General features: G+C 60.9%; 24 protein-coding genes. 15 read left to right on the top strand and 9 right to left on the bottom strand.

All coding sequences use genetic code 11. The features are described 5' to 3' along the window. Positions 1-250 precede the first annotated feature (250 nt). The 8 genes from phnG to phnL are packed head-to-tail and all read left to right on the top strand — an operon-like array spanning position 251 to position 6,944. A complete protein-coding gene (gene phnG / locus ABIB95_RS42700) occupies positions 251-718 on the top strand; it encodes a phosphonate C-P lyase system protein PhnG (RefSeq protein WP_354248682.1) in 468 nt (155 codons plus the stop codon). Beyond that, positions 715-1,332 (top strand): phosphonate C-P lyase system protein PhnH, encoded by a 618-nt coding sequence (gene phnH / locus ABIB95_RS42705; RefSeq protein ID WP_354248683.1) that lies wholly within the window; start codon positions 715-717, stop codon positions 1,330-1,332. The genes phnG and phnH overlap by 4 nt, the downstream gene beginning before the upstream one ends. Then, positions 1,323-2,405 carry a carbon-phosphorus lyase complex subunit gene (locus tag ABIB95_RS42710; RefSeq protein WP_354248684.1) on the top strand — a complete coding sequence of 361 codons (1,083 nt, stop codon included), beginning with the start codon at positions 1,323-1,325 and terminating at the stop codon, positions 2,403-2,405. Before phnH ends, ABIB95_RS42710 begins: the two co-directional genes overlap by 10 nt. Further along, on the top strand, positions 2,402-3,277 hold the full coding sequence (locus ABIB95_RS42715) for an alpha-D-ribose 1-methylphosphonate 5-phosphate C-P-lyase PhnJ (RefSeq protein WP_354248685.1): 876 nt from the start codon (positions 2,402-2,404) through the stop codon (positions 3,275-3,277). Before ABIB95_RS42710 ends, ABIB95_RS42715 begins: the two co-directional genes overlap by 4 nt. Continuing rightward, complete coding sequence (locus tag ABIB95_RS42720) at positions 3,274-4,065, top strand: ATP-binding cassette domain-containing protein (protein WP_354248686.1); 792 nt, start codon at positions 3,274-3,276, stop codon at positions 4,063-4,065. The genes ABIB95_RS42715 and ABIB95_RS42720 overlap by 4 nt, the downstream gene beginning before the upstream one ends. Before the next feature lie 25 nt (positions 4,066-4,090). Continuing rightward, positions 4,091-5,233 (top strand): alpha-D-ribose 1-methylphosphonate 5-triphosphate diphosphatase, encoded by a 1,143-nt coding sequence (locus ABIB95_RS42725; RefSeq protein ID WP_354248687.1) that lies wholly within the window; start codon positions 4,091-4,093, stop codon positions 5,231-5,233. A gap of 20 nt (positions 5,234-5,253) precedes the next feature. Further along, positions 5,254-6,153 carry a metallophosphoesterase family protein gene (locus ABIB95_RS42730; RefSeq protein ID WP_354248688.1) on the top strand — a complete coding sequence of 300 codons (900 nt, stop codon included), beginning with the start codon at positions 5,254-5,256 and terminating at the stop codon, positions 6,151-6,153. A gap of 53 nt (positions 6,154-6,206) precedes the next feature. Then, positions 6,207-6,944, top strand: a complete 738-nt coding sequence (gene phnL, locus ABIB95_RS42735) for a phosphonate C-P lyase system protein PhnL (RefSeq protein WP_354248715.1) — start codon at positions 6,207-6,209, stop codon at positions 6,942-6,944. Positions 6,945-7,449: 505 nt separating this feature from the next. Here phnL and ABIB95_RS42740 read toward each other — a convergent pair. Together ABIB95_RS42740 and ABIB95_RS42745 are read right to left on the bottom strand one after the other, a co-directional pair. Further along, the gene (locus tag ABIB95_RS42740; RefSeq protein ID WP_354248689.1) at positions 7,450-8,928 is read right to left on the bottom strand and encodes a porin; all 1,479 of its coding nucleotides are present in this window, start codon (positions 8,926-8,928) and stop codon (positions 7,450-7,452) included. 576 nt (positions 8,929-9,504) lie between these two features. Then, positions 9,505-10,785, bottom strand: coding sequence for an ABC transporter substrate-binding protein (locus ABIB95_RS42745; RefSeq protein WP_354248690.1), 1,281 nt, complete (start codon positions 10,783-10,785; stop codon positions 9,505-9,507). Between the two features lie 816 nt (positions 10,786-11,601). On the opposite strand from ABIB95_RS42745, the gene ABIB95_RS42750 reads away from it, so the two are divergent. Then, complete coding sequence (locus ABIB95_RS42750) at positions 11,602-11,904, top strand: helix-turn-helix domain-containing protein (protein ID WP_354248691.1); 303 nt, start codon at positions 11,602-11,604, stop codon at positions 11,902-11,904. Between the two features lie 1,062 nt (positions 11,905-12,966). Here ABIB95_RS42750 and ABIB95_RS42755 read toward each other — a convergent pair. Next, on the bottom strand, positions 12,967-13,194 hold the full coding sequence (locus tag ABIB95_RS42755; protein WP_354248692.1) for a hypothetical protein: 228 nt from the start codon (positions 13,192-13,194) through the stop codon (positions 12,967-12,969). A gap of 41 nt (positions 13,195-13,235) precedes the next feature. Between ABIB95_RS42755 and ABIB95_RS42760 the strand changes: the two genes are divergently transcribed. Next, on the top strand, positions 13,236-13,979 hold the full coding sequence (locus ABIB95_RS42760) for an autoinducer binding domain-containing protein (protein WP_354248693.1): 744 nt from the start codon (positions 13,236-13,238) through the stop codon (positions 13,977-13,979). 137 nt (positions 13,980-14,116) lie between these two features. Here the strand turns inward: ABIB95_RS42760 and ABIB95_RS42765 are convergent, their stop codons facing one another. The 5 genes from ABIB95_RS42765 to traA all read right to left on the bottom strand — a co-directional run bounded on the left by ABIB95_RS42765 (position 14,117) and on the right by traA (position 20,542). After that, positions 14,117-14,437 (bottom strand): transcriptional repressor TraM, encoded by a 321-nt coding sequence (locus ABIB95_RS42765; RefSeq protein WP_354248694.1) that lies wholly within the window; start codon positions 14,435-14,437, stop codon positions 14,117-14,119. A 475-nt stretch (positions 14,438-14,912) separates the two neighbouring features. Then, the gene (locus ABIB95_RS42770) at positions 14,913-15,536 is read right to left on the bottom strand and encodes a TraH family protein (protein WP_354248695.1); all 624 of its coding nucleotides are present in this window, start codon (positions 15,534-15,536) and stop codon (positions 14,913-14,915) included. Continuing rightward, positions 15,533-16,783 carry a conjugal transfer protein TraB gene (locus ABIB95_RS42775; RefSeq protein WP_502917932.1) on the bottom strand — a complete coding sequence of 417 codons (1,251 nt, stop codon included), beginning with the start codon at positions 16,781-16,783 and terminating at the stop codon, positions 15,533-15,535. Before ABIB95_RS42775 ends, ABIB95_RS42770 begins: the two co-directional genes overlap by 4 nt. Continuing rightward, positions 16,704-17,213, bottom strand: coding sequence for a conjugative transfer signal peptidase TraF (traF, locus tag ABIB95_RS42780; RefSeq protein ID WP_354248696.1), 510 nt, complete (start codon positions 17,211-17,213; stop codon positions 16,704-16,706). Before traF ends, ABIB95_RS42775 begins: the two co-directional genes overlap by 80 nt. Positions 17,214-17,233: 20 nt before the next feature. Next, positions 17,234-20,542: a Ti-type conjugative transfer relaxase TraA gene (gene traA / locus ABIB95_RS42785; RefSeq protein ID WP_354248697.1), complete on the bottom strand. Its 3,309-nt coding sequence runs from the start codon at positions 20,540-20,542 to the stop codon at positions 17,234-17,236. Between the two features lie 246 nt (positions 20,543-20,788). Here traA and traC point away from each other — a divergent pair, with 246 nt between their 5' ends. The 5 genes from traC to ABIB95_RS42815 all read left to right on the top strand — a co-directional run bounded on the left by traC (position 20,789) and on the right by ABIB95_RS42815 (position 24,276). Further along, positions 20,789-21,049, top strand: coding sequence for a conjugal transfer protein TraC (gene traC / locus ABIB95_RS42790; RefSeq protein ID WP_354248698.1), 261 nt, complete (start codon positions 20,789-20,791; stop codon positions 21,047-21,049). A 4-nt stretch (positions 21,050-21,053) separates the two neighbouring features. Continuing rightward, positions 21,054-21,269, top strand: a complete 216-nt coding sequence (traD, locus tag ABIB95_RS42795; protein WP_354248699.1) for a type IV conjugative transfer system coupling protein TraD — start codon at positions 21,054-21,056, stop codon at positions 21,267-21,269. After that, on the top strand, positions 21,256-23,187 hold the full coding sequence (traG, locus tag ABIB95_RS42800; protein WP_354248700.1) for a Ti-type conjugative transfer system protein TraG: 1,932 nt from the start codon (positions 21,256-21,258) through the stop codon (positions 23,185-23,187). Before traD ends, traG begins: the two co-directional genes overlap by 14 nt. 420 nt (positions 23,188-23,607) lie before the next feature. Further along, the gene (locus tag ABIB95_RS42810; protein WP_354248701.1) at positions 23,608-23,841 is read left to right on the top strand and encodes a WGR domain-containing protein; all 234 of its coding nucleotides are present in this window, start codon (positions 23,608-23,610) and stop codon (positions 23,839-23,841) included. A gap of 132 nt (positions 23,842-23,973) precedes the next feature. Continuing rightward, positions 23,974-24,276, top strand: a complete 303-nt coding sequence (locus ABIB95_RS42815; protein ID WP_354248702.1) for an HU family DNA-binding protein — start codon at positions 23,974-23,976, stop codon at positions 24,274-24,276. Between the two features lie 20 nt (positions 24,277-24,296). Here ABIB95_RS42815 and ABIB95_RS42820 read toward each other — a convergent pair whose 3' ends face one another. Next, positions 24,297-24,443 (bottom strand): hypothetical protein, encoded by a 147-nt coding sequence (locus ABIB95_RS42820; protein ID WP_354248703.1) that lies wholly within the window; start codon positions 24,441-24,443, stop codon positions 24,297-24,299. Positions 24,444-24,506: the final 63 nt, after the last annotated feature.

Raw genomic sequence — 24,506 nt, forward strand, 5'->3', positions numbered from 1 at the left:
GTATCAGATCGGTGACAAACAGATGACGTTTTGACGAACAAGCGCGTGACTCTCAAGTCGTCGCACGTGGTCCGGAGGGCATACGTAAATTGGCCTTGCTGTCGGACGGGAAGGACCGGGCCGGCGCATGTGTCACCAACCAGGTTGTCCATCTTTCGTCATCCAGGGTTCACGACCACCGCAGAGGCAATGATGTAGTGACTGCAACAGCCCCGCAGACCAGCGAAGGCATTGCACGTTATCTGGATCTATGACGTCTCAATCTTCTCTGCTCTCCGATCGCAGTCGTTGGATGTCCGTTCTCGCAACGGCACCAGCGGCGGCTCTTTCGGATAGCTGGCAGGCTCTCCTGGCCCAGCCGGATTTTACCTGGATCAGGCCTCCGCAGTTCGAGACGATCATGCTGCGGGCCCGTGCAGATGGCAGCGGAATGGCCTTCAATCTCGGTGAAATGACGGTCACGCGCTGTTCTCTTGCGTTGGGCAATGAAATGGCTGGCTTCGCGTGCATTGGTAGGCGGGACAAACGGCACGCCGCGATTGCCGCAGTCTTCGACGCGATGATGTTATGTCCGAAGGGCACGGCATGGCATGAACAGGCGCGCGAGGCGGTGCTTGCGGCCGAGGAGGCAACCAGAAGGCTTTCCGCGGCAAAGGCTGCGAAAGCGCGTGCGACCGAAGTGACGTTCTCGATGTCGATTGCGGGCCAGCCAAAATGACGTTCCCGCACCCGACAGCGCAATTTTCGATCGACACTAAATCCGATGCGGTCCAGCACGCGCAAGCAAGCTTCAGGGTGATTTTGCGTGCCTTCAGCCATCCCGGCAAAGTCATTGCAATGCCCCCAATATCCCACGCACCCCGACCAATGAGCCAAAGTATGTTGTCTGCCGCGCTTTGTCTCCTGGACGGCGAGGTTTCCACTTGGCTCGATCCGGCCTTCAGAACCAAGGATATTGAGGAGTTCCTCCGGCTGCGAACGGGGGTCTCAATTAGTTCTCATCCGATGGACGTCGATTTCGCTCTGATCGGCGATGCGAACGAAATGCCGGACCTCGAACGATTTCGTGCAGGGACACTATTGGCGCCAAATCGCTCGGCGACGCTTCTTATCCAGTTGCCCAGCCTCGTTGGCGGCGTGCCGATATCACTGTATGGGCCTGGTATCGAAGCGATGAAATCGGTTTCACCGTCCGGGTTGCCTTCCTGGTTCTGGTCCTCGTGGGAGACCAATGCCGCGCAATTCCCGCTGGGTGTCGACGTTCTTTTCGTTGATGGCGGAAGCGTTTTGGGCCTACCCCGCTCGGTTCGCCGGGGTACCCCATGCTCGTAGCAATCCGCGGTGGCGAACAGGCGCTCGAAAATGCGGAGCTGCTTCTCAGCGCCCAGCGTAGGGGCGATGCGGCGATCCCCGAACTATCCGTCGAACAGATCGGTGAACAATTGTCCTTGGCCGTCGATCGCGCCATGAACGAGGGCGCTATCTATGACAGACATGCGGCGAGCCTGGCACTCAAGCAAGCACAGGGGGACGCGGTGGAAGCGGCCTTCCTGCTTCGCACATTCCGGGCCACATTGCCGCGAGCGGGTTACTCCGAGCTCCTCGATACCGGCTCGATGCAGATCGCACGCCGGATTTCGCCTATTCTGAAGCTGGCCCCCGGCGGTCAGTTCTTGGGAGCGACTTACGATTACGTTCATAGGCTTCTCAACGAAAACTCGAGTAGCTTTGACTTTCCGATATCGGCTGGCGCTGAGAGCAGTCCCATTACCGCCCCGCATGTCGCCGATCAGCTCGCTCGTGATGGGATTGCTGAGAGACTGCCATCCGCAGAGTCAGATGGCTGTGTTTTCGATATCACGCGCGATCCGGTCATCGCTCCGGCCAACCGAGACGCCAGGCTGCAGTCATTGGCAAGGGCCGACGAAGGTTTTCTGACCGGCCTCGCTAACTCCGCTCTTCAGGGATACGGACAGAACTTTCCGCTTGTGACCGAAATCCGCGTCGGTGATGTGGCGGTGGATTTCACGATCCCTGAGCTGGGCCTTGCCGTTACGATCGGACGAGTGATCCTCAGCGAATGCGAAATTCTCAACAAGAAGCTGGACGCGCAAAGCCCTGAACCTCGTTTCACCCGTGGTTACGGGCTTGCCTTCGGGTACAGCGAAAGGCGGGCGATGGCGATGGCCGTCAATGATCGGGCGTTGAGAGGGCGCGAATTGGGTGAGGTTGTCCGGGACCCCATCGAGGACGAGCAGTTTGTATTGTCGAACGCAGACGGTGTCGACTCCGCCGGTCTCCTGCAGAGTCTTAAATTGCCGCACTATGTCAGCTATCAGGCAGAACTGAAGCGCCTGCGGGATCTCCAGGCTGCGGGCGCGCGGCCAGAGGAGGATGCGCAGTGATCCCCTCGGACGCAGGCCTTAATGAGCAAAGCCCCTACAACCTTGGTTATTTGAATGAAGTCACGAAGCGCCTGCTCCGCCGCGCTATTTTGAAAGCGATATCGATTCCCGGCTTTCAGGTCCCGATTGCGGGCCACGAGATGCCGCTTCCTCCTGGTTGGGGTACCGGCGGTATGCAGATCACCGCGGCGCTGATCGGGCACTCCGATGTACTAAAGGTAATAGATCAAGGCGCCGACGATTCCATCAACGCCACCAGCATCCGGAGATTCTTTACGCGCGTCGCCGAGAGCTCCACGACGATGTCGACGCGCGAAGCGACCATTATCCAGACCCGGCACCGCATTCCCGAGGAGCCGCTTTCTGATGGCCAGATTATCGTGCTTCAGGTGCCGCTACCGGAGCCAATGCGATCGCTCGAACCCTCGGAGACCGTGACCAGGCGCCTCCATGCATTTCAAGACTACGGAATGCTCTATGTCAGGCTCTATGAAGACATAGTGAAATTCGGTGAGGCCGGTAGCGGAACAAATCATCCCGTGCTCGTCAATGGTCGGTATTTCGCTGCCCCATCGCCGATCCCGGCATTCGACAATCACAAACTAAATCGCAGTCCTGCACTGATGCTGTTCGGGGCCGGTCGTCAGCGGCGCATCTATGCCATTCCGCCACATACGTCCGTCGAAAATCTGTCCTTCGATGATCGCCCCTTTGTCGCGCGGAAACTTGAGGGCCGATGCAGTCTTTGCGGATCGAACGAGAGCTACCTGGATGTGGTCTCTGAGGATGCAGGGATGAGCAGCTTCGTCTGCTCCGATACTTCCTTCTGTATCGTCCGGCGAGGTGGCGTCCCCGCGGGAGACCGTTCATGACCGGCCCCGTCAGAAATCACTCCGTGCTCCGCACACAAGCGGTAGGGAAACGCTTTGGCGGCGGGCGACTCGCCTGCCACAACATTTCTCTGGAGATCGCATCGGGTGAAATCGTTGCCATAGTCGGTGAAAGCGGCTCGGGAAAGACGACTTTGCTCCGCTGCCTGGCCGGCCATCTGCGACCCGACGATGGGATCGTGGAAATACAGGGCAAAGACCGCCGCCTACGTTCAATATGGTCGCTCCAGGAAGAGCAACGCGTCGGACTCCTGCGATCGCATGTCGGCTTTATCCATCAGCGTCCCCAGGACGGATTGCGGATGAATATCAGCGCAGGCGCCAACATCGTCGAAACTCTGGCGGTTGCAGGCCTTCGGGACTTTTCGCAGATGCGCCGTATCGCGAAAGATTGGCTTGAGTGCGTCGAGATCCATCCCTGCCGCATCGACGATCTTCCCGGCTCGTTTTCTGGCGGGATGCAGCAGCGCCTGCAGATCGCCCGCGGCTTGGTCAAGCGCCCCCGGCTGCTCCTTATGGACGAGCCGACCGGCGGCCTCGATGTCTCGGTTCAGGCGCGCATTCTCGATCTCCTGCGCAGGCTGGTGCACGATCTTCCCGTCGCCGTTGTGCTCGTCACCCACGATCTCGGGGTCGCGCGCATGCTTGCCGACCGGCTGTACGTTTTGAAGTCGGGAACGATCGTCGAGCATGGCCTTGCCGATCAGGTCCTCGATGACCCCCATCACCCCTACACCCAATTGCTCGTATCGTCGGTGCTGCGAGCATGAGCGCCCGGCGACTCGGAGAGCAGAAATGACGCGGATGACCCTTGGCAATGCGCAAGTTTTATTGCCGAACGAGGTAGTGCAGGGCCATCTGAAAGTTGAAGACGGCTGGATCATAGGCATTGAGGCCGGCGGCGAATTGCCCACCGGAGCGATCGACCTTGAGGGCGACTTCCTTATGCCGGGTCTAGTCGATCTTCACAGCGATCATCTGGAGAAGCACATTATGCCGAGGCCTGGCGTCTACTGGCCTGCGGTGTCGGCGGCTGTCTCCTACGATGCGCAGGTAATCAGTTCAGGCATCACCACGATGTTCGACAGTTTTGGACTGGTAGGAGAGGAGTTCGACAGCGATCGCAACGCCTCTCTTGGGCGTATGCTGCAGGGCATGGAGGAGGCCGCGAATGAAGGCCTGCTGCGCGCCGATCATTTCATACATCTACGTTGCGAGATCATCGAGCCCGACATTGTGCCGCGTTTTGCTGCTTTGCAGGAGCTGCCCCGGCTGAAGCTGGTTTCACTCATGGACCACACGCCTGGACAGCGGACCTTCCCCGACGAGCGGAAATGGAAGGTGCATCAGAAGCGCAGGACCGGTGCATCTGATGCGGCACTTGACGCCATCCTAGCGGCCCGACAGGAAGCCCGAGATCAATACGCTACCATAAATCGCAGAGCCATCGCTGAAATCTGCCGAGAGACGGGCATCGTGGTGGCAAGCCATGACGATACGACACTCGATCATGTTCTCGAGGCAGACGAACTCGGCAACACGATTTCCGAGTTTCCGACGACTCATCTCGCTGCAGCCGAAGCGCGCAAGCGAGATATTAGGGTGGTGATGGGAGCCCCTAATCTGGTACGCGGAGGATCGCATATCGGCAATCTCTCAGCCGGTGAATGTGCGCGATCGGGCCTACTCAATATCTTGGCTTCGGATTATGTCCCGGCGAGCCTCCTGCATGCTGCGTTTTTGCTGACCGGGGAGACGGTCGGCTGGTCGCTGCCGAGGGCGATCGCCACAGTAACGGCATCTCCCGCTGCATGCGTTGGCCTCGACGATCGAGGAGAAATAAGCGCGGGTAAACGCGCTGATCTCGTGCGGGTGCGCGTTCACAACGACCTACCGGTCATCCGATCAGTATGGCGCGCCGGCCGCATCGTCTATTAACTTCAAACCCCAGAAACATCATGACCGCCTCCTCGTTCATTGCTTTCGTCTCCGATCCACATCTTTCTGAAGAGCGGCCTTTCTTTCAGTTCAACTGGGAAGTCCTGCTCGATGAACTATCCCGGCAACAACCAGATCTTGTTCTTGTCGGTGGGGATCTTGCTCTTGATGGGGCAAACAATCCGTCAGACCTTCGGTTTGCGCGGCGGCAACTCGATCGATTGCCATGCCCATGGCTGGCAGTTCCTGGCAATCATGACATCGGCGATATCGCCAAGTCAGCTAGTGCCGAAGCGGCCGTCACCGAGGAACGGCGCAATCGCTATCTAGAAACGATAGGTCGGGATTTCTGGTCATTCGACATAGGCGACTGGCGAATCATCGGGCTAAACAGCATGATTCTCACATCGGGGCTCGCAGCAGAAGCAGAACAGGAGAGGTTCCTGGAGGACTCGATAACGCAAGCCGGCTCGCGACGGGTCGTTATCCTATCGCACATGGCCGTCTGTGACACCGCGCTATCCGAATTCGATGTGACCGGCTGGTTCATGCCTGCCGAAAGCCGCGCCATGCTGAGTCCCCATCTCGTCGCGGGAAGAATCCAGCTTCTGTTGAGCGGCGACATGCACCAGAGCCGGGATCGTCTGATCGATGGTATCCGGCATGTCTGGGCACCAAGCACAGCTTTCGTTACGGATATGGCCGGCGAGTGGCGTCCGCACTTTGGCGGGCGCAAACGTGTCGGATGGACCGAGGTCAGGCTCGGCAATGAAATCGATGTCCGAACGCATGAACCGCGTCGTATGGTAGATTTCGACATCGGTAATTGGGTTCATGATGGAGCCGGGCTTTATTATGAGTTCGCCCGCGGCGGCCGCTTTGCCGGTTTTGGGATCGGTTCAAAAACGATCTCTTCGTGATGACGGATGCTCGATTGCGCAATACCACAGAAACTCGCCCCCCCCGTACGGTCATGCATGCCAAGGGCCTGTCCAAGACCTTTACGCTCCACACCCAGGCCGGCATCGTGCTCCCTGTATTTGAGGATGTCGAACTTACGGTTAGGGCCGGCGAATGCGTCCGCCTCCATGGCCCATCCGGCGCCGGCAAGTCGACGCTTTTGCGCTCGCTCTATGTGAATTACAAGCCGACTGCCGGCCACCTTTTTGTCGAACACCTTGGCGAGATCGTCGACGTGCTCGCCGCCGAGCCCTGGCAAGTTGTGGAGATCCGCCGTCGCACGATCGGCTATGTCAGCCAGTTCCTGCGTGTTATTCCGCGCGTGGCTGCCGTCGACGTCGTCGCCGAACCCGCCATCGCCAACGGCATGCCGCCCGAAGACGCCAAGGCGCTCGCGAAAACCCTGCTTGCACGGCTGCGCATACCCGAACGGCTCTGGTTGCTTGCACCGGCCACCTTCTCAGGTGGCGAGCAGCAGCGCGTCAACATCGCCCGAGGATTCGTTGTCAATTACCCGATCCTGCTGCTGGATGAGCCGACAGCCTCTCTCGACGCGGAGAACCGACAAACCGTCATCGACCTGATCAACGAGGCGAAGTCTCGCGGTTCGGCAATCGTCGGAATCTTTCACGATGAGGAGGTCGGCACTGCTGTTGCCGACCGCATATTCGAGATCGGCCAATCAACTCTGGCAGTCTCGGAAATGAGCAAGGTGGACGACGAAACAGAGCGCTCAAGAATGTTGGCATGATTGGAACCTCTATCAGGGGAGCCCCAGATGCGGATCCATTTTGGGCCGCCGACCGAACACCCGCTGACGGTTGCTGCTAGACCGTGGTTCGGGCGGGATGCGTTCGCTCGCGGCTCGCCCGGATCGCAATCCAATCCGCGCTTTAACTTGCATTTCACGCCACGTCGTCATCCCGCATTTCGATGTCGTCGAAGGCTTCCTCGCCAGTACTTTCCAAACGGAGCTTCAAGCGCGGCGCCTTCCAATCGGTCCGCGAACTCAAGACTGAGATGGTCCGCTTCCTTGACGAGGCCAACAATAATCCGAAACTCTTCACTTGCCCGGCTCAGACAAAACATCCCCGCCGTAAAATGAGGGCAGAATAGTGCGCGCGATCCATGACGATGCTCAACACCGCTGTCGGTCGCATTGATGCTTGTGCCCCATAGACTCCTCATTATCGAGTTCGATGTGGTGACGAATTGCGAAATGTAGCTGGGGTAGTTCAGACATGCGGCTGCGCAAATCAGAACTTGCGCAAGATGCGCAAGTTGTAGACGTAGGCGTCGGCTTTGCGGAACGTCGCATTGCCGGCCGCAACCGTAGCAGCCGAGACATCGATGTGGCGGTATTCGACTTCTGGGTAGATCACTAACTCGGGACCCAAGGGCGTCCACCTTAGCTGGCCGCTGATTTCGAGACCTTTGAAATCTAAGGCGCCGGCGGTATTCCTGTTGCTGAACGAGTAGTAGGCTGGCGACATGTCGAACCCTACCGTCGGCGTAAGTTGTGTCTCAAGCACCGCTCCAACTGTCCACTCGCGGGCCTGTTTGAGGACCCCATTGGCGACGGCAGCGTCAGCACCAAGATCCGCACTGGAAATACCAGCAGTGCCACCTTGATAGCCCCAACTGTAGGCTAAAGCGGTAGCGCCAACGGAGTAGGCGCCCTGGAAGCTCACCCTGGACCCGGCGCCTAATGTAGGAATGTTGAAGCTGACGGCCGCCTGTCCTCCGTAACCATTCGCGGTGTATGGGGTGGCTGCGGAGCCGTAGTTCTGATGGTAGCCGACCGAGAGCTGAGCGGCGCCCCACGGTTGCGAGATCCTCAGGTTGCCAATCACGTCCGGAAGATCCATAGAACCGTAGACGAATGAAGCACCGCTTCTGCGAGTTCTGGTGGCCGAGGGAGGAGTATTTGACCTCATGGAGCCACCGGTGGTCGGATCTTCCACGGAGATCGCGGCTGTGAGGCCATTGCCTAAATTCGCGGTATAAGCCGCTTGATTGACCTTGTATTCAGAGAAGGGCTCAAATATCCGGAAGATGTTGTTATAGACGAGAAAATTATAATTTGTTTCGTCGCGACCGATCTTAAAGCCATTCATCTCCACGTAGCCCCAATCGAGCGCGATCGACGGCATACCGGATGTAGTCGCGGCTTGGCTCGCGGCGGTTGCGTAGTCAAGGCGGTAGTTGACGAACGAATTCACCACACCCCAATCAGTGGCTGTTTTTGCCTTGAAGTTCACGGACGCTTCGAAGTTTTCAGCGTCTTTGTAAGTCCCGCGATCGCTCGCACCCGGCAGAATTCCGCTTCGAAACGAGCCGATGTCCGACCCACGGGTTGTGTTGCCCGTAGTTAAGTCTGTGCGAACATAGCCGCCGATGTTCATACAGGTGCGGGTGCCTGGAATATAAAAGTAGCCCGGGCCGTACACATCGCATACGTTGACGTAGCCGACTCCGGTCTTTGCGACGGGCACATCGGCGGCCTTAGATTGGGCACGTGCCGCGTCGGCGTGCGCTTGAGCCGCCGCCTCTTTCGGCGTCAGTTTCGTCATCTTGGACGGAGAAGGATCGTTGCGGGCTCCCGTTCGCTCGGCAGTTTCAAGTGAGCGAACGCGACTCTGGAGACGTTTCAGCTCTTGCTTTAGCTGCTTTAGCTCGTCCAGCGACTCAGCATACGCGCCGGATGATGAATACGAAACTGCGCAACCGATCATGGCGGTAGTCGCGATCCATCGCGATGCCGTCGACCTGCCAGATGATCGCCGCGCAAGATTCGATTCGTCTCGAAGATTTGCTCTCAACACTAAAGCCCCCAAATGAGCACGCAAACATAGACCCCCTATGCTTTCTGCGTAGGATGATAAAAGAGAGATCGTAGATGTCGGTGTTAGCTCGTAGCGCGCCGTGCCCAGCTGACGAGGGAGAGACGCACTCCCATCAGGTCAACTCAGGGATCGGTGTAACCGACGCGACGCTGCTTCTCGCCGTCGCCCCAGCCCTTAGAACGCGAGGTCCGACCCAATGGTGAGGCGAATCGTTTCAACGGCAACGACGTGAGGTCAGCGCGTGAAATAACGGTGGGACTTACACCCAACGGCCCCGCACGACGAGGTGCCAATGTGCTCGCCGCCCGTTGACCGCGAATAAGATTGGCGATCGACTTAGGACGCTTAAAGCCACAACGATGCATACCAACGCACTTAGTTGGAAACCGCATATCCAAACCCTTGGGTTGCAAAACCCCGATACCGTCGGGGATCACTGATTCAGCGAGACATCAGGAAGTCTATTCAGGCCCGCGGAAGGAGGGCTCGAACATCGCGGACCATGTCATCCAGTGCCGCCTTCGGTTCACGGCGCAATGTCACGACGGACTGGATGCGATCCCGGATAAGATCAGTGATCTTGATCGCATTCTCACCTGGGAAGCCAGGCCACTTGGTTAGGATCGGAAGCTGTTCGACGCCCACTCTCGCATTGGCGTTCTCAGCGAAAAACCTGCCAAGCAATTCTGGCTTCTTCACCGCGATATCATTTGCAGGGATATAACCGGTGGTATTGACGAGTTTCGTTTGGGCCTCCGGACCAGTCATGAACTTGACAAAACCCCACGCGACCTTCTGGCGGTCAGGGTCCTTAGTCAGGATCGTCGCAGCGTTTCCGCCAACTGGTAACTTGCCATTCGGCTTGAGCGGCAGGTTCGCCGTGCGAACCCGGAAGCGGCCCGCTGCGGCCTTTTCGGCGGAGCGTAGATAGCTGTTGGCGGTGCCGAGGATTCCCATTGACCCGCCCGAGAATGCCTGTCGGGTCTGATCTAGCGACATCTCGATTTGGCCAGCTTGACCAAACTGTCTAAATAGCTCCAAGGCCTCTAGGCCTTCTGGGCTGTCGAAGGCAATATCCCTCCCATCCGGCGTCAGGATTCTGCCGCCCTGACTCATGATGAGAGCCATCCAGGTCCAGACGCCCGAGTGGCCGATATAGGCGTAATGCAGGCCCATTGTGCCGCCGCCGAGCCCTCGGATCTTTCTACCCAAATCAATAATTTCGGGCCAGTCAGCTGGTAGCTTGTCCGGATTTCCGCCTGCCTTCTCTACCAGATCGAGATTGTAGAACAGCGTCGGAGAGGAAATCGCAAATGGCAGACCAAAGACCTTTCCGTTAGACTTGGTCATGTCGAGAAGCGGCGGTTGATAGCCCAGCGTGGCGAGATCGCCCTCGGCGTCAATAAGGGAGTCCAAGGACATCGCAAGACCGCGTTGGGCCAGCAGATCGATTCGATTGAATCCCTGGAACGCGATGTCTGGAATGTCACCGCTAATCGAAGCCCGGAGAACCCGTAAGGAGAGATCGTCATAATCCGGCGAAGGCGTGTCTACGGTAATGCGGATGGCCGGTTGCTTCTGCGTGAAATCGGCGCAGAGGCCGTCGTAGAGCTCTTTCGGCGTGCTCGTCATGATGCGCAGCGTGATCGGCCTCGATTGCGCTAGAGCTGGCCCGGATAGTGCTGCACCGGCGGCCGCGGCGGCAGTTCCGCGAAGAAAATCGCGCCTGTTAAGTTCGGAAGTCATATCCAGCGTTTCCAGCAATTATGTCGGCCATGCAGCCGGTATCGGCCGCGCCAGCATAAAAGCATCGCCTCGCGTTACAGGATTAATGTAGCAATGAACACCTCGTGACGAATAATGGAAGACTCAGTCACTCCTACCTGCCTTCGTCTTTACCCCTATCAGCGAATAGTGCGTGGTGCTCGCGGTGCAAGCCAACCGGGAAGGGGGCTTCGCGGGCAACGATGCCCCTGTTCTGGCGGTCGTGCCGACAGCAATCGTGACGCGGGCTAAGCTAATCAGGAACGCGAACGACTGGGGCGAACCGCCTGTAGGAATTGCGCATTCGCCAGCATCGTGGATCTTCCGCGAGGATACGTTCGATCCCGTGTCCATGCGCGGAAGGCTTTATGAACCCGAGAGCCTACTCAGCCGAAGCCGTATCGGGTAATACGTGGCCACGTGGATCCAGCGGGTCGACGAACGCTAGTGGCGCGGCTCTTCACATGTCTCTGGTCCAACCAGAAGCGATAGTAGCTGTCCGCTGCTGATTCTGATTCGCATAATCTTCGTTATGGAATATTCGTTAGCCTTGGTCGGGAGTTGTGCTGGGTACTTCACTATACATCCATTCTGGATTTCTTTCCAGCCAGATGGCGCGCCGCTTCCATCTACTCAACGAACGTCCATACGACTCTCAACAGCCCAGCGGAGTTTGAGATAGCGCTTCGGCCGGCGGCAAGCAAGGTCCTGCACTCCCCTCCTGCCGTCTCGTGGCTGGACCGAAAATGTTGGGTTATATCCAGTGGTTTGATATCGGCGCGAACGGCATGCTTTGGTATGAAAACTCGTGCGCTTGTGGCTTGGAACGTCCGTCGTATCCGCTTGATCCGAGGTATTTCGCAAGAACAATTGGCTTGCGAGGCCGGCATTAATCGCTCGTACATGGCTAGCCTTGAGCGGCAATCGAAAAACCCGTCGATTGATGTTCTGGACCGCATCGCCGAAGCGCTCGACGTTCATTTGTCTGAATTGTTTGTTCGGCCATCCGAACGTGCGGGGCCTCGTAATACATTGCTTAGAGGTCGCAATAATACATTGCTTAAAGGTCGCAAGCTGCGTTCACATCGTGGGAAGGAATAGCTACTATACTTCGCTGGAGATCATACTTCGAAATTGATATCGTGACGATTTTGAGAGCCCCCTTTTCGCCATCGCCAACGTGACTCCTGGTTAGGGCCGAGTTGCACGAGTTTGGCATTCTTTGCGAGCACCTCCTCTATCTTGCTGGACGCATTATGCTTTGGACACGGAGCTTTTTTGAATCCCGTGGCGTGGCCATTGAAACTCAATCGCCTGGGACACGGGAATCGGTGCCCCGTCAGCGGCACGGTAAGCGCAACCGGACTCCTCGCGCAACTCACGTCGAATCTGCAAGCACGCCTCCTGACTGGCGCTGCTGCCGTGAGGGCGTGAGGGCGCACATCTACTCGCGCGCAACCTTGTGGCTCGCTAGCCCTAATCCATAGATGCCAACGCTGCCGGCGGCAGTCCCGCCTGGATAAACGCAGGACGGCCAGAAACAAATGACGCCGAGGAGCATCTATCAACTAATATGATAAATCGTTCTACTTCTGCGATTCATTGCCTGGGACTGGCCAATCAAACAGGTTATGTTCAGGGTGCAGCGTCACGCAGACGGCCTAGGCTTCGTTCCAAACAGAACTTGGTCGAACCTGCATCAATGGGTCCGCGATGTGCGGACGCTAGCCGAAGACGATTACGCCCACAGCAAAGAGCCAGCGCGTCGGCGCGCCGATCAGAGGCCGAGTATTCAAATGCGCCTACGAAGCTCGAGGCGATCATCCACCAGAGGTTGGCGATCCTCTGCTCGATTCAAAGGCAATGTGGGCCAACGACGAACAATTCTCTACGCAACCCAAATGCCTGGCCGCTTGGGCTTAGGAGCGCGCAGTCTAATTGACGCGTTTTGCCCGTTACCTGCGGGCAACTACAACATCTGTCCCACACTTGCCAACACCATTCTGGATCGCTCGGTCCGTAAAGTATGGCGCTGTGCGGCGCGGCGATCAGAATGAGGGCGCTGCCGCCCGGCGCATCGTGGATGAAACGGATGGCAATAGCCGTCGCTTCAAGGGCCGTCGACGAGGCGAAAGCGATCGAGCGACCATCTACGTGCACGCGTCACTCGTGGCCGGCAATCTTCGAGCCACTCTCCTTGACCACCGGCAAGGCGTCCCCGAATTCGATGAGAATGTGAAGCGACGTGCCGGATCGCCTTACCGCGAGTCGCAGTCGCATCGATCGATCATCTGAATCGAAGAACGGGATCGATTCACCAGGCAAATGACGTGCGCATAGCACGATCGGACGAGTCAATAGACTAAGCAACGAAGGGAGGTTGAATTTCATCGAGACGCTCGAAGTGATCGTCGGATCGGAAAAACAAGAAAATGGTGGTCGACCCACGGGTCAAGATTGCCAAAGGAGGAACTTACGTGGATCTACAAGGGTTGATTGACGCCGTCGACGTGACACACGACGAGCGCTCCATACGCAATGCGATCAAGAATTTTACCGTCGCGTCCGGTTTCGACCGTTATGCCTACGTTCATGTTCACGCCGATGATGTCGTTGCGCTAAGTGACTATCCTGCGGAATGGCGAAATCTGTATTTGGAAAAGCACTATACGGTCATCGATCCCGTTGTGACGACTGCCAAGCGCAACATGCGGATGTTCGCCTGGTCGGCCGAGGACCGCGACGTGCGCAGGAGCTCGCGCGAGATCAAGCAATTCTATTCCGAGGCGACGGACTTCGGCATCCGCTGCGGCGTCTCCATCCCGATCAGGACAAGTTTTGGCCGTACAGCAATGATCACCCTCGCGTCCAACCGGCGGCGTGTCGAGCTCCCGCCGTGGGATCCGATGCAGGCGGCGTTGGCGCTTGCCCACATTCACGTTCATCTCAGCCTGCTGCCCATTTCTTCGTTCAGAACCGGCGAAGTGACATTGTCGTCGCAGGAAGCGACCTCGCTCAGCTGGTCCTCGCACGGCAAGTCGATGAACGTGATTGCCGACCTGCTTGGCATCAGGTCACGAACCGTCCAGTTCTATCTGGACAATGCGCGCGACAAACTCGGGGCCAGTAATCTCCAACAGGCCGTCCGTATCGCCATGGAAAAAACGCTCATCTAGCCGAGTCATTCAGGATGAGCGGCAATGGAATCCTCGCGCTCACCTTGTGTAGGCGACTGAGGCGGAAAATGCGTGAGCTACGACGTCGGCCCCGATTTCGCTCAGTAGGTGAAGCGTGCGGTGCGTTGGCTCGCAGCCTATCGGGTCGGGACGTTCGGAACGTAGCCGAGCCGATCGACGAGGTTGTTCAGAACGAGTTGGCGAGCCCGGTGTTCCGTTTCCGCGTGCTGGTGGATGCGTTGAAGCTCGGCCCGGCGTTCCGGACAACAATTCTTGTCGGACTCTGCGGCGAGCCGCTCCAGTCGCGCTGTCTCGGCGAGCGCGACGCTCGCCCGATACTCGCGAATGGCGTCGATGGTCAGACGCTCAAGCTCAGGCTGTGCCAATCCGCCAAAGATTTCCTCAAGATCGCAGTTGAGCCCCGCGCCGGGCGATACATCATCATTATTCGATGCCACAATTCTCACACACGCTTGGTCCGCGGTGCGCCCCCGCCGACGATAATCCCTTGAGCCCAAGCCGGGGGTTAGAAAACCGCGATTAGACGGTCCCTGTGACCTTTAGCACCGAGGCGCCTGGACATACGTCACAGGCCCCCGGCCAATTGGTCAGAGGATCCCGGTGCCGTCACGGCCGGCACCAACCGCTAATCGAGGGGTTTCTAAGCCCCGAGGCAGCGCGTACTGCCCTAGGATTCCTTATAGATCGAAGACGGTTCCGTCGCTAGCCGTGTTGCGTCACGCCCTCGTCAGCGATCCACAATGAGATTTTCGCCGAAATGGGTGCAGTTTTGGTGACAAAAGGCGCAATCGGGACAAAAGGCCCCGCACGTAATCGACGAGACCCTGCAGTCCTGCCGATGGAGATTGAAGAGCAGAACGAGCGGCTCGAGAGCGATCTTGCAGCGCCGAGCTTTATGCCCCCGCATGCGGGCTATTTCGGCTTGTCGACGCCGATGACGGTCAAATCGATCCGGATGCCTGCCTTGTTCGGATCGTCCGGCTCCTTCACCTGTCGGGCGCCGTTGTCCGTGACGGTCGCAGACTTCGCCGCGTCATCGCCCTTCAAAGGCTTGTCACCAATATCGAGCTCGTCCTTGTGGGCTGGGAGGCTGCCGGGATCGGGCTGGTCGAACACGTATTTCCCATCGAAATACCCCGTCTTCCAGGCATCGATCGCATCGCCGAATGCTTCATCGACCGGCGCGCCATACCATTTCACAACGATGCGGTAGACCTTGCCGAACAGCGCGGTGCCCATCCTGATATTGGCGCAGACGTCGACCAGATCAGGCTTGAGTTCGGCGACGTCGGTGACGCCGAGCCCGGCCGGATACTGCGTCACGCCGACACGGACCATGGCCTGGCCGACATAGCGGCGGACGAGCTCCATGGCGTCATCCGGCGTCTTGGGAGGCATCACGAGGATGACGCGGTTTCCCGCGCGAATGGTGACGGCGAGCGGATCGGGCGATCCGGCTACCCGGATAAATTTCTCGACGACCCCGGGCTTCAGACCGGGATCGGCGCATTGGTGGATGGTCGCGGCATCGATCATGATGACCCCCTTCGGGTGTTGAACGCGAGCACGAGCGGCAGGCCGAAGAGTCGAGCCCAGGCCTCCGTGCTGGCTCTTTGAATCGCGATGATGCTGGTGCCGGAGGTCCACCAATCGTTGCCGATGGCGACAAGCACGTCGGGCGAATGGAGCATCGACTGCAGGATGGGCCAGACGAGTAGCTGCTCGTAACAGATAAGGGGTGCGACGCGCCGGCCGGCGGACTCGACGACCGGATTGCCGAAGAAAGTCGCGCTAGCCCCGCCGCCCTGCCCGGTCCAGGCAAGCCAGGGTTGCCACATCGAGATTGGAACCGGCATCCGTTCGCCATAGAGCTCGCGCGCCCAGCCGGCGCCGATCTCGATCATGGCGTTGTCATAGCCTTCGCGATCGACGATCGCGGCGCCGGCGATCACCGTGGTGCCGGTGCCGCGCAGACCATCCATCCAGAAGCCGCTCGTGGTCGATGTCCACAGCCCGGCCGCACTTTCGGGGAGCACGATCACGCGCGCGCCACCCCCGGCAGCCTCGCGCACGCGCTGGAGGAGCACGCGGGATTGTTCGAGATCGGGGGCGCGGCCGAGCGCGCTCCCGAGCCAGGTGTCGAGGCCGACCCAGCCGTCCGGTTGCGAGGGTGCGATCCACTGCGACGCCGACCAGGTCCAAAGGCCGGTCGCGACGATCGCGGCGAGCGGCCATTTGCGCGTCGTCATCGTGAGGAGCGCGGCCGCGGTCGCCGCCAGTCCCCACCAGCCCCAGCCTGGAAACAGAACGCCGGCCGCCGTGACCGGCTGCGCCCATCCGACGATCCCGAACGGCGGCACGCTCATCAACATCGCGGCAAAGGCAAACGAAAGCGCCCTCGCCCATCCCGGCTGCCTTTGCCAGACGACGGCATGGACGAGGACGAAGGCCGCCGCGGCGCCGATCCACAAGGCGAAGCCGACGCCAAAATCGGCGCCATAGAAATTGACCGCTCCTTGCGGAAGCCCGCGCGAGGCGGCCAGGAAATAGGCTGCAGAGACCATGGCCGCGGCGATCCGCGATGGGGCAAACGCCCATAGCGTCGGGAAGGCGCAGGCGAGCGGCAAGGTGAGCGCCTCGCCGCTCCAGGCCACAGTGCCAACCACGGCGGCCGCGACGACCATTGCCGCTGCGCGCCAGACCCTATGGGCTGAGGGTGAGAATGGGCCGTGCGAGGCCGAGGACGCCCGATGACGGGAGCGGCCCAAAATATCGGGAATCATAGGAACCTCGGAAATCGGAGTGGAGATAGAGCTCGCCGGCAGGAATAACGCCGCCGACAAACGGTGAGAGAGAACGGCCGGCGGCATCCCTGTGCCGGACATCGGAATCGGGCAGCGGCTTTCCGTCGATTGACACCCGTTCGGCGATATCGACCCGCTGACCACTGAGCGCGGCGACGGTCTTAATGAGCGGGCTTAAGCCCCCGGCGCACAGTCCCCGCCGGATGTAGCCGCGGTCGAAGGCGCGTTCGAACTCCACTGTGTCCGGCGGGCAGATGAATACGAGATCGCCCACCGCGACCGCACGATCGAGCGGCGCGATGCGCCACAGGCCGCGAGGATAGCTCGGCGTCATGTTGATGCGCAGTCCGGCGCCCCACGCTGCGAACGCCAGGGCAACAACGAGGCCGGCGCCGGTCGCCAGGATCATCACAGGCAAGCGTCGAGACCTCATTTCAGGGTCTGTCCCTGGCGCTGGGTCACGCGCTGCGCCTCGGCCTGCTTGAGAGCCTGCGCGGTGCGCTCCCCGCTTGCGAGTTGCTGCGCGGTGCGCATCGCGGGCCAGGCCTCCTTGAGTTGGTCGCGACGCACCGGATCCATGCCGGCCGCTGCCTTCTCGAAGGCCTGACCGCTCGGCCCTCTGGCGGCGTGCGACAAGAAGGTCCGATCCCCGAACCGTTCGGCGACCGCCTTGTTGAAGCCTTCGATTTCCGCTTTCACCATCCGGTCGGCGAGAGCGAATTCCAGCGCGCTCGGCAGGTCGTTCCGGTCGATGGCGTCGCGCACGCGCTCGAGCACACGACGGGCATCGCGAGACAGCGCAGGGATGTCGACGGCGACGCGGTGCCGGATAGCGCGCTCCTCAGCCTCATGCTTGTGCTCGGCCTCGGCGCGAAGACGCAAGTAGCGCTCGATATCCTTCTTCAACGCCGGCACATTGGCCTCGGCCCGTTGGCGTTCTTGGCTTTTGGCCTTGCCCGCCAGCAGACCGACCTTCCCGCGGAGCGCCCCAAAGGATTCGGGGTCGGAGCCAAGACGCTGGAGCGTCGACGTCGCCGCAGCGGAATCCTTCAGGAGGGCGTCGAAGTTCGCCGCCCTGAAGGCCCGTTCGGGATCGGCAAAGACAAGGCGGAAGCGCGTCGAGACATCCTCCCATTGCTTCTTGATGGCGGGGTCGGCGAGGATCTTGTCCTCGACCGTATCGATCAGGGATTTGGGGAATGTGGTGACGCCGGCGACCATGGGTGAGGCCTCCTTATTCGTGGCGGTGACGGTTGATGTGCGCGCTTTAGCGAGCCCAAGCTTTTCGCCGACGGCGCGCAGGCGCCGTGCGAGCCGAGCCACCTCGTCCTTCTGGCGGATGGTCCAGCGGACACGGTCGCGGACGAGCGTGCGGACGACCTGAACGATGTGCAGGCCGCGGTTGGAGGCGAAGCGCAGCGCGTCGGAATAAAAGCGGCCATTGGCATAATCGAGGGTGGTTTCCTTGAGATTTAGCCGCGACAGGACCGCGATCAGCCCGCCGTTGAAGCTGAACGATCGGCGGCCGTAATAGAGCGCCACGTCCTGGCGATGCCGGGTCATCGCGACATAGGTCAGGTGACGGTCGAGCGAGAGGCTCGCCAGCACTTTCACCCGGTCGACGGTCGTACCTTGCGATTTGTGAATGGTGGTGGCGTAGCCGTGATCGACGTGGGCATAGAACCGCTGATCGACCTCGACCCGCTGACGATGCTCGCCCTCGCCAATCTCGGCGATGAAGCGCCTGGGCTGGGCTTCCACGACCTTGCCGATCATGCCGTTCTTGACACCGAGCGAGCCCTCGTTCTGCAGGAACACGATCTGGTCGCCGACAGCAAAGCGGCGCTCGCCATCCTCCGTCCGGAACGCATGGCCTTCCTCGAGGAGGCCGCGCTCGATCAGCTTGCCGCGCGCGAGGTCATTGAGGGAGCGCACATCGCGGCGCAGATGGGCGAGGATCAGCGAGGTCTTGGCCGGATCGTAATCGCGGTTCCAGTCCGCGATCAGGTTCTCGATCGCCTGGGCCTTGAGCTCGGAACCGAGAATGCGGCCCTGGGCGCGATAGGTAGAGAGCGCCTCGGCGATGCGTCCGCGCGCGAGATCGAGCGAAGCGTCCCGCATCCATTGCTCGCGCTGGCGGTAGATGGTCTCGAGCTCGGCATAGCCGATGCGCTCGGCGATCGACCGGAAGGCGGCGCCCGCCTCGATCGGCTGAAGCTGGTCGGGATCGCCGACCAGGACGAGTTTTGCGCCGGAGCGCGATGCGGCTTCCACAAAGGTCGCCATCTGCCGCGAGGCGATCATGCCGGCCTCGTCGATCACCATGACGGTCCGCCCATCGAGGGCGTCACGGCCGTTCTGCCAGCGCAGCTCCCACGACGACAGCGTATGCGAGGCGATCCCCGCTTCGCGCGACAGGCCCTCAGTGGCCTTGCCGGCAAGCGCCGCGCCGACGACACGATACCCCGCCGCTTCCCACACCTCGCGCGCCGCCCGCATCATCGTCGTCTTGCCGGCGCCAGCGCGCCCAATCACGGCCGCGATCCGCGCGGGCGCCATGACATGCTCGAGCGCCGCGCGCTGCTCCGCCGACAGCTGCGCATGCCGCGCCAGCACCTCGCTTGCGACCTTCTCCCGGACGCCGAAGCTGGTGGTCCTGGCAAGGCCGATCGCACGTCGTGCCATGTCGGCTTCCAGGTGGATCAGCTCGCGCGTCGTAAGCCGAGCCGGCATCCGCGCGCCGGTCGCATAGTCGATGCCCTCGGCCTGCAACCGCACGACATCCGGGCCTTGGAGGATGCGGTTCAGGAGAGCCTGGAAGGTGCCGGGGTCATCGACATAGCGATGCAGCGCCTTGGCGATATCGCGCTCGTCGAAGACGCTCTTCTCGCGGCTGACAAGCTCGAGCACGATCTCCGGCCGGCGCTCGATGCGACGGGCATTCTCGGCCCGGCTCTCTTCGAAGACCGCCAGCCGATCGAGGCCGTGCGCCGCGCCTTCCCGCTTCGCTTTCCGGTCGATCGCTCTTGCCGCGACACCGATATGGGTGGTTCGGACGAGGTCGATGCCGCGCTCGGCATAGGAGCGGCCGTCGACCCGAATGTCGAGGCCGGCGAGCGCGAGATGGTGGTTCTGCAGATCGATCCACCGCGCCCGTTGCGCCAAAAATTCCTGCTTGTCACCGGCCCAGAGCGCATAGCGGATTTTGCCGGCGTTGGTGCGGTGCGGCTCGCCGTCTTCGCCTAGCAGAGCGACCTTCTTGCCGCCGAAACCGCCCTCCGTCAGGGGCCGCAGCGTCGTCATCAGGTGGACATGCGGATTGCCGGGTTCGTCGTGATAGACCCAATCCGCGACCTGCCCACGCGACAAGATCTCCTGCGCCACGAACTGGCGCATGAGTGCGATATTCTGATCAGTCGTGAGCTCCACCGGCAGGGCGATGATGGCTTCGCGCGCGAACTGCGCATCGGAGCGTTTCTCGAACGCCTCGACCTTGTTCCAGAACGCCTCAGTCGCGCCCGCCACGGAACGGTCGGCAATCAGCGCGCGCGCCCAGGCCGGTGCGCTCGCCGGCAGGAGGAATTCCTCATGCGCGAGGCCGCGCTTGTTCGAGTAGTCGACGGCCCTCCCCTCCGCCTCGTGCTCCATGCGGGCGCAATGGCGGTACGCGGCCGACAGAACGGCGCTGCGTCCACTGGCGCGGCCGATGATCTGGACGGTGAAATGCGTAATGGCCACGAAAGGCGTTCCCGAAACGAACGAACATGCTGTTCGTCGGGATCGGCCCGCCCATTCGGGGCGGGAAGCAGGACGTCGCGTCAGCGACGTATAACTGCGCCCTTGGACCGCTCCTTCGGAACGGCGGGATGATCTTCCAAAGCGTCGGCTTCGCCGACCCCGTTAATTACCCGGGTCGCGCTTCGCGCTTACCCCGGCTTTCCTTGTCGGGCGCTTCGCGCAAGTCGACAGGAAAGGTCTTTCGGAATGAAAAAGCCCTCGCGGCAGATCAGGGACGAAATCGCTCGGCTCCAGGACCAGCTGAAGCAGGCCGAAACGCGAGAGGCCGAGCGCATCGGCCGGATCGCACTGAAGGCCGGCATCGGGGAGTTCGAGATTGACGAGGGGGCGCTGCTGTCGGCCTTCGAGGAGATCGCTGGCCGCTTTCGCAAGGATGGTTCCCGAACCACCAAGGTGCTTCCGACGGTCACGATTGGCGCGTCTTCGGGCGTGGCTGAACAGGGCTGAGCGCATGCGCAAGCTTGAGGCCAGTGATATCAGAAAGAAGGATACGCGGGAGAAGATCGAGCTTGGCGGCCTGATCGCCAAGGCCGGGCTTCGTTACGAGAAGCGGGCGCTGCTACTGGGCCTCTTGATCGACGCCAAGGACCGTCTTGATGGCAACGAGTCGGAACGCGAGCGCCTGATGGCGATCGGCGCGAAGGCGTTCGGCCATGAAGGCAAATAAGATCGCGCTGGTGATCGCGCCGGCCGTGCTGATGGCGGGCCTATGCCTTGCCGTCACCGGCGTCGAGTCGTGGTTTGCGAAGTTCGGAGCGACGCCCAACGCGCGCCTGGTGCTCGGCCGGATTGGCATCGCCATGCCCTATGCGTTGGCGGCGGCAAGCGGGGTAGTCCTCCTCTTCGCGGCCGCTGGCATAACCGCGATCCGCTCCGCCGGCTGGGGCGTCACGTCCGGCGGCGTGGCTGTCGTCGCGATCGCGACTTCGCGGGAGATCGCGCGACTGCATTCCTTCGCCGGCGCGGTGCCGGCCGGCGACCGGCTTCTCGCCTATGCCGATCCGTCGACCATCATCGGGGCAACCATGGCGGCGCTCGTGGCCGTGTTCGCCCTGCGCGTCGCGCTGAAGGGCAACGCCGCTTTCGCGGCTGCCGTTCCGCGCCGCGTCCGAGGCCGGCGAGCCATCCACGGCGAGTCCGACTGGATGGCGATGCCGGAGGCCGGCCGGCTGTTTCTGGAGACGGGCGGCGTCGTGGTCGGTGAGCGCTATCGTGTCGATCGGGATGCGGTCGCGGAGCAGTCCTTCCGCACTGAGGACGCCGAGACATGGGGCGCGGGCGGCAGGTTTCCCCTGCTCTGCTTCGATGCCTCCTTCGGCTCGTCGCATGGCATCGTGTTCGCGGGATCGGGCGGCTTCAAGACAACATCCATCACGGTGCCGACCGCCCTCAAATGGGGCGGCGGCCTCGTCGTCCTCGATCCCTCCAACGAGGTCGCGCCAATGGTGAGCGCGCACCGGCGGGACGCAGGCCGGCAGGTCTTCGTGCTCGACCCGCGCGCCTGGGCGATCGGCTTTAACGTGCTCGACTGGATCGGCCAGCACGGCGCGACCAAGGAAGAGGACATTGGAGCCGTCGCGTCATGGATCATGACCGACAATCCACGCCAGGGCTCGGCCCGCGACGACTTCTTCCGCGCCTCGGCCTTGCAGCTTCTGACGGCACTGATTGGCGACGTCTGCCTGTCCGGTCATATGGAACGGAAGGACCAGCATCTGCGCCAGGTCCGCGCCAACCTGTCCGAGCCGGAACCAAAGCTGCGCCAGCGGCTTCAGGCGATCTACGACAATTCGGAATCGGAGTTCGTGAAGGAGAACGTCGCACCCTTCATCGCCATGACGCCGGAAACATTCAGCGGCGTCTACGCCAACGCGGTGAAGGAGACGCACTGGCTCTCATACGCCAACTATGCGGCGCTGGTGTCGGGGTCGAGTTTCGCGACAGGGGAGCTCGCCGAAGGTCGAACCGACATCTTCATCAACCTCGACCTCAAGACGCTGGAGAATCATGCCGGCCTCGCCCGCGTCATCATCGGCGCCCTCCTCAACGCGATCTACAACCGCAATGGCGAGGTCGGCGACCGCACCCTGTTCCTGCTCGATGAGGTCGCCCGTCTCGGCTATCTGCGCATCCTCGAGACCGCCCGCGACGCCGGTCGTAAGTACGGCATCACCCTCTTGATGCTCTATCAGTCGATCGGGCAGATGCGCGAGGCATATGGCGGCCGCGACGCGACCAGCAAATGGTTCGAGAGCGCGTCATGGATCTCCTTCGCCGCGATCAATGATCCGGAGACCGCCGACTACATTTCGAAGCGCTGCGGCGACACGACGGTCGAGATCGACCAGCTAAGCCGCTCGTCGCAAATGTCGGGCTCGTCGCGGACACGTTCCAAACAGCTGACGCGCCGGCCGCTGATCCTGCCGCATGAGGTGCTGCGCATGCGCACCGACGAACAGATCATCTTTACGGCCGGCAATCCACCACTGCGCTGCGGACGAGCGATCTGGTTCCGGCGCGCCGACATGCGGGCTTGTGTCGGCGAGAACAGGTTCCACCGGAAGGTAGCGAATGAGGTGCGCTGATCGTGCGAAAGGCGGCGGAGCGTTCGCCGTGGATAGTGGCGGGTCAGCGGATGGTCCGGGACCGCGAGAGGATCGTTACGCGAATGCGCGGAGACCGCTCGCGGGCTCCGTGAGCGCCGTCCTTCGGGCCCGAGTAGAGCTGTCCCCGCAGGGGCTCGCCCAACCCTTCACTACCGGTCGGCGAAGGCAACTACGCAAACACGGAGATCGGAACTCAACATCTCCGGTTAATCGTAAGCTCAGGACAGTTGCTCGTGACGGACGCTCGATCGGCGTCCTCGCGGAGCAAGGGCTTGCTCGAGGATGGGATGGGTCAGGGCATCCCTGGTGCAGCTGATGCATCGGTAAAATGAATCGATCCACCCGGTCGATTCATAAAACTCATTGGACGCCGCTTCCGAAGGAAGCGAGAATCCATCCATGTCGAACCCCGAGCATGAGCCGCTTCATCTTCGCCGCATTGATGCCGGCCGCAATATGCGGCGGTTCTACGTCCTGTCGATCCAGCCGACCTTGTTCGGCGGGGTGTCACTGGTCCGCAATTGGGGCCGCATCGGCACGAACGGCCAGATGATGGTGCAGACCTTCGATAACAGCACTGAGGCCGGCGAGGCTTTCGGACGGCTGGAGTGCGCCAAGCGCAGGCGCGGATAAATCGGTGCGGAGGAGAAAGCGCGATAATTCGGCAGTTTTCCGGGGATAAGGCTCAGCTTGCGATCTCGGCCCTACCTATGCGGCAATCATGGTGTCAGACGGACGGAAATCACAGCAAGAAGGAACCGTTCCATGACGACCGCGAATGAGATCGCCGACAAGATCGCAGACGAGTACAGCATGACAAAAGCGCAGGCGAAGGCCATCGTCGACGGCGTGTTCAAGGCGATCGGAGACGCGGCCGTGAGCGGGGCCGAAACGAGCTTGGCCGGGTTCGGCAAGTTCAAGGTCAAGGAATCGCCTGCCCGCGAGGGTCGCAATCCGGGGACCGGCGCGACAATCACGATCGCGGCCTCCCGGAAACTGACCTTCACGCCAGCCAAGGCTATCAAGGACGCCCTCAACGGGACGAACGCGGCCGGTACCGCACCGTAAGACGAGCAAAGAGAAGGGACTTACGTCCCCTCCTCCGCGGCGAGCGCCGCATCGCGCTGGCGAATGAGCTCGGTGAGTTCGGCCTCGAGTGCTTTGCGCTCCGCGGGCGTGAACAGACAGTTGCGCAGCTCGGCTCGCAGCTCTTCGATCGTGTCGACGACGGTCATGAGCGTGTCTCCGCATGACGTGGAGAAGGCCCCGCCTCGCGGCGGAGCCTTCTAGCGGGAGCC

It is taken from the genome of Bradyrhizobium sp. LA2.1, assembly GCF_040547725.1.
GTDB lineage: Bacteria > Pseudomonadota > Alphaproteobacteria > Rhizobiales > Xanthobacteraceae > Bradyrhizobium > Bradyrhizobium barranii.

Excerpts from the sequence above, each read along its gene's own strand:
- ABIB95_RS42725 (WP_354248687.1), top strand. The coding sequence starts at position 4,091 with ATGACGCGGATGACCCTTGGCAATGCGCAAGTTTTATTGCCGAACGAG.
- ABIB95_RS42810 (WP_354248701.1), top strand. The coding sequence starts at position 23,608 with ATGTCGAACCCCGAGCATGAGCCGCTTCATCTTCGCCGCATTGATGCC.
- ABIB95_RS42755 (WP_354248692.1), bottom strand. The coding sequence starts at position 13,194 with ATGAAATTCAACCTCCCTTCGTTGCTTAGTCTATTGACTCGTCCGATC.
- traC (WP_354248698.1), top strand. The coding sequence starts at position 20,789 with ATGAAAAAGCCCTCGCGGCAGATCAGGGACGAAATCGCTCGGCTCCAG.
- ABIB95_RS42820 (WP_354248703.1), bottom strand. The coding sequence starts at position 24,443 with ATGACCGTCGTCGACACGATCGAAGAGCTGCGAGCCGAGCTGCGCAAC.
- traD (WP_354248699.1), top strand. The coding sequence starts at position 21,054 with ATGCGCAAGCTTGAGGCCAGTGATATCAGAAAGAAGGATACGCGGGAG.
- traG (WP_354248700.1), top strand. The coding sequence starts at position 21,256 with ATGAAGGCAAATAAGATCGCGCTGGTGATCGCGCCGGCCGTGCTGATG.
- ABIB95_RS42750 (WP_354248691.1), top strand. The coding sequence starts at position 11,602 with ATGAAAACTCGTGCGCTTGTGGCTTGGAACGTCCGTCGTATCCGCTTG.
- phnH (WP_354248683.1), top strand. The coding sequence starts at position 715 with ATGACGTTCCCGCACCCGACAGCGCAATTTTCGATCGACACTAAATCC.
- ABIB95_RS42745 (WP_354248690.1), bottom strand. The coding sequence starts at position 10,785 with ATGACTTCCGAACTTAACAGGCGCGATTTTCTTCGCGGAACTGCCGCC.
- ABIB95_RS42775 (WP_502917932.1), bottom strand. The coding sequence starts at position 16,783 with ATGATTCCCGATATTTTGGGCCGCTCCCGTCATCGGGCGTCCTCGGCC.
- ABIB95_RS42770 (WP_354248695.1), bottom strand. The coding sequence starts at position 15,536 with ATGATCGATGCCGCGACCATCCACCAATGCGCCGATCCCGGTCTGAAG.
- ABIB95_RS42760 (WP_354248693.1), top strand. The coding sequence starts at position 13,236 with ATGGTGGTCGACCCACGGGTCAAGATTGCCAAAGGAGGAACTTACGTG.
- ABIB95_RS42815 (WP_354248702.1), top strand. The coding sequence starts at position 23,974 with ATGACGACCGCGAATGAGATCGCCGACAAGATCGCAGACGAGTACAGC.
- phnG (WP_354248682.1), top strand. The coding sequence starts at position 251 with ATGACGTCTCAATCTTCTCTGCTCTCCGATCGCAGTCGTTGGATGTCC.
- traF (WP_354248696.1), bottom strand. The coding sequence starts at position 17,213 with ATGATCCTGGCGACCGGCGCCGGCCTCGTTGTTGCCCTGGCGTTCGCA.
- ABIB95_RS42730 (WP_354248688.1), top strand. The coding sequence starts at position 5,254 with ATGACCGCCTCCTCGTTCATTGCTTTCGTCTCCGATCCACATCTTTCT.
- ABIB95_RS42740 (WP_354248689.1), bottom strand. The coding sequence starts at position 8,928 with ATGATCGGTTGCGCAGTTTCGTATTCATCATCCGGCGCGTATGCTGAG.
- ABIB95_RS42720 (WP_354248686.1), top strand. The coding sequence starts at position 3,274 with ATGACCGGCCCCGTCAGAAATCACTCCGTGCTCCGCACACAAGCGGTA.
- ABIB95_RS42710 (WP_354248684.1), top strand. The coding sequence starts at position 1,323 with ATGCTCGTAGCAATCCGCGGTGGCGAACAGGCGCTCGAAAATGCGGAG.
- phnL (WP_354248715.1), top strand. The coding sequence starts at position 6,207 with ATGCATGCCAAGGGCCTGTCCAAGACCTTTACGCTCCACACCCAGGCC.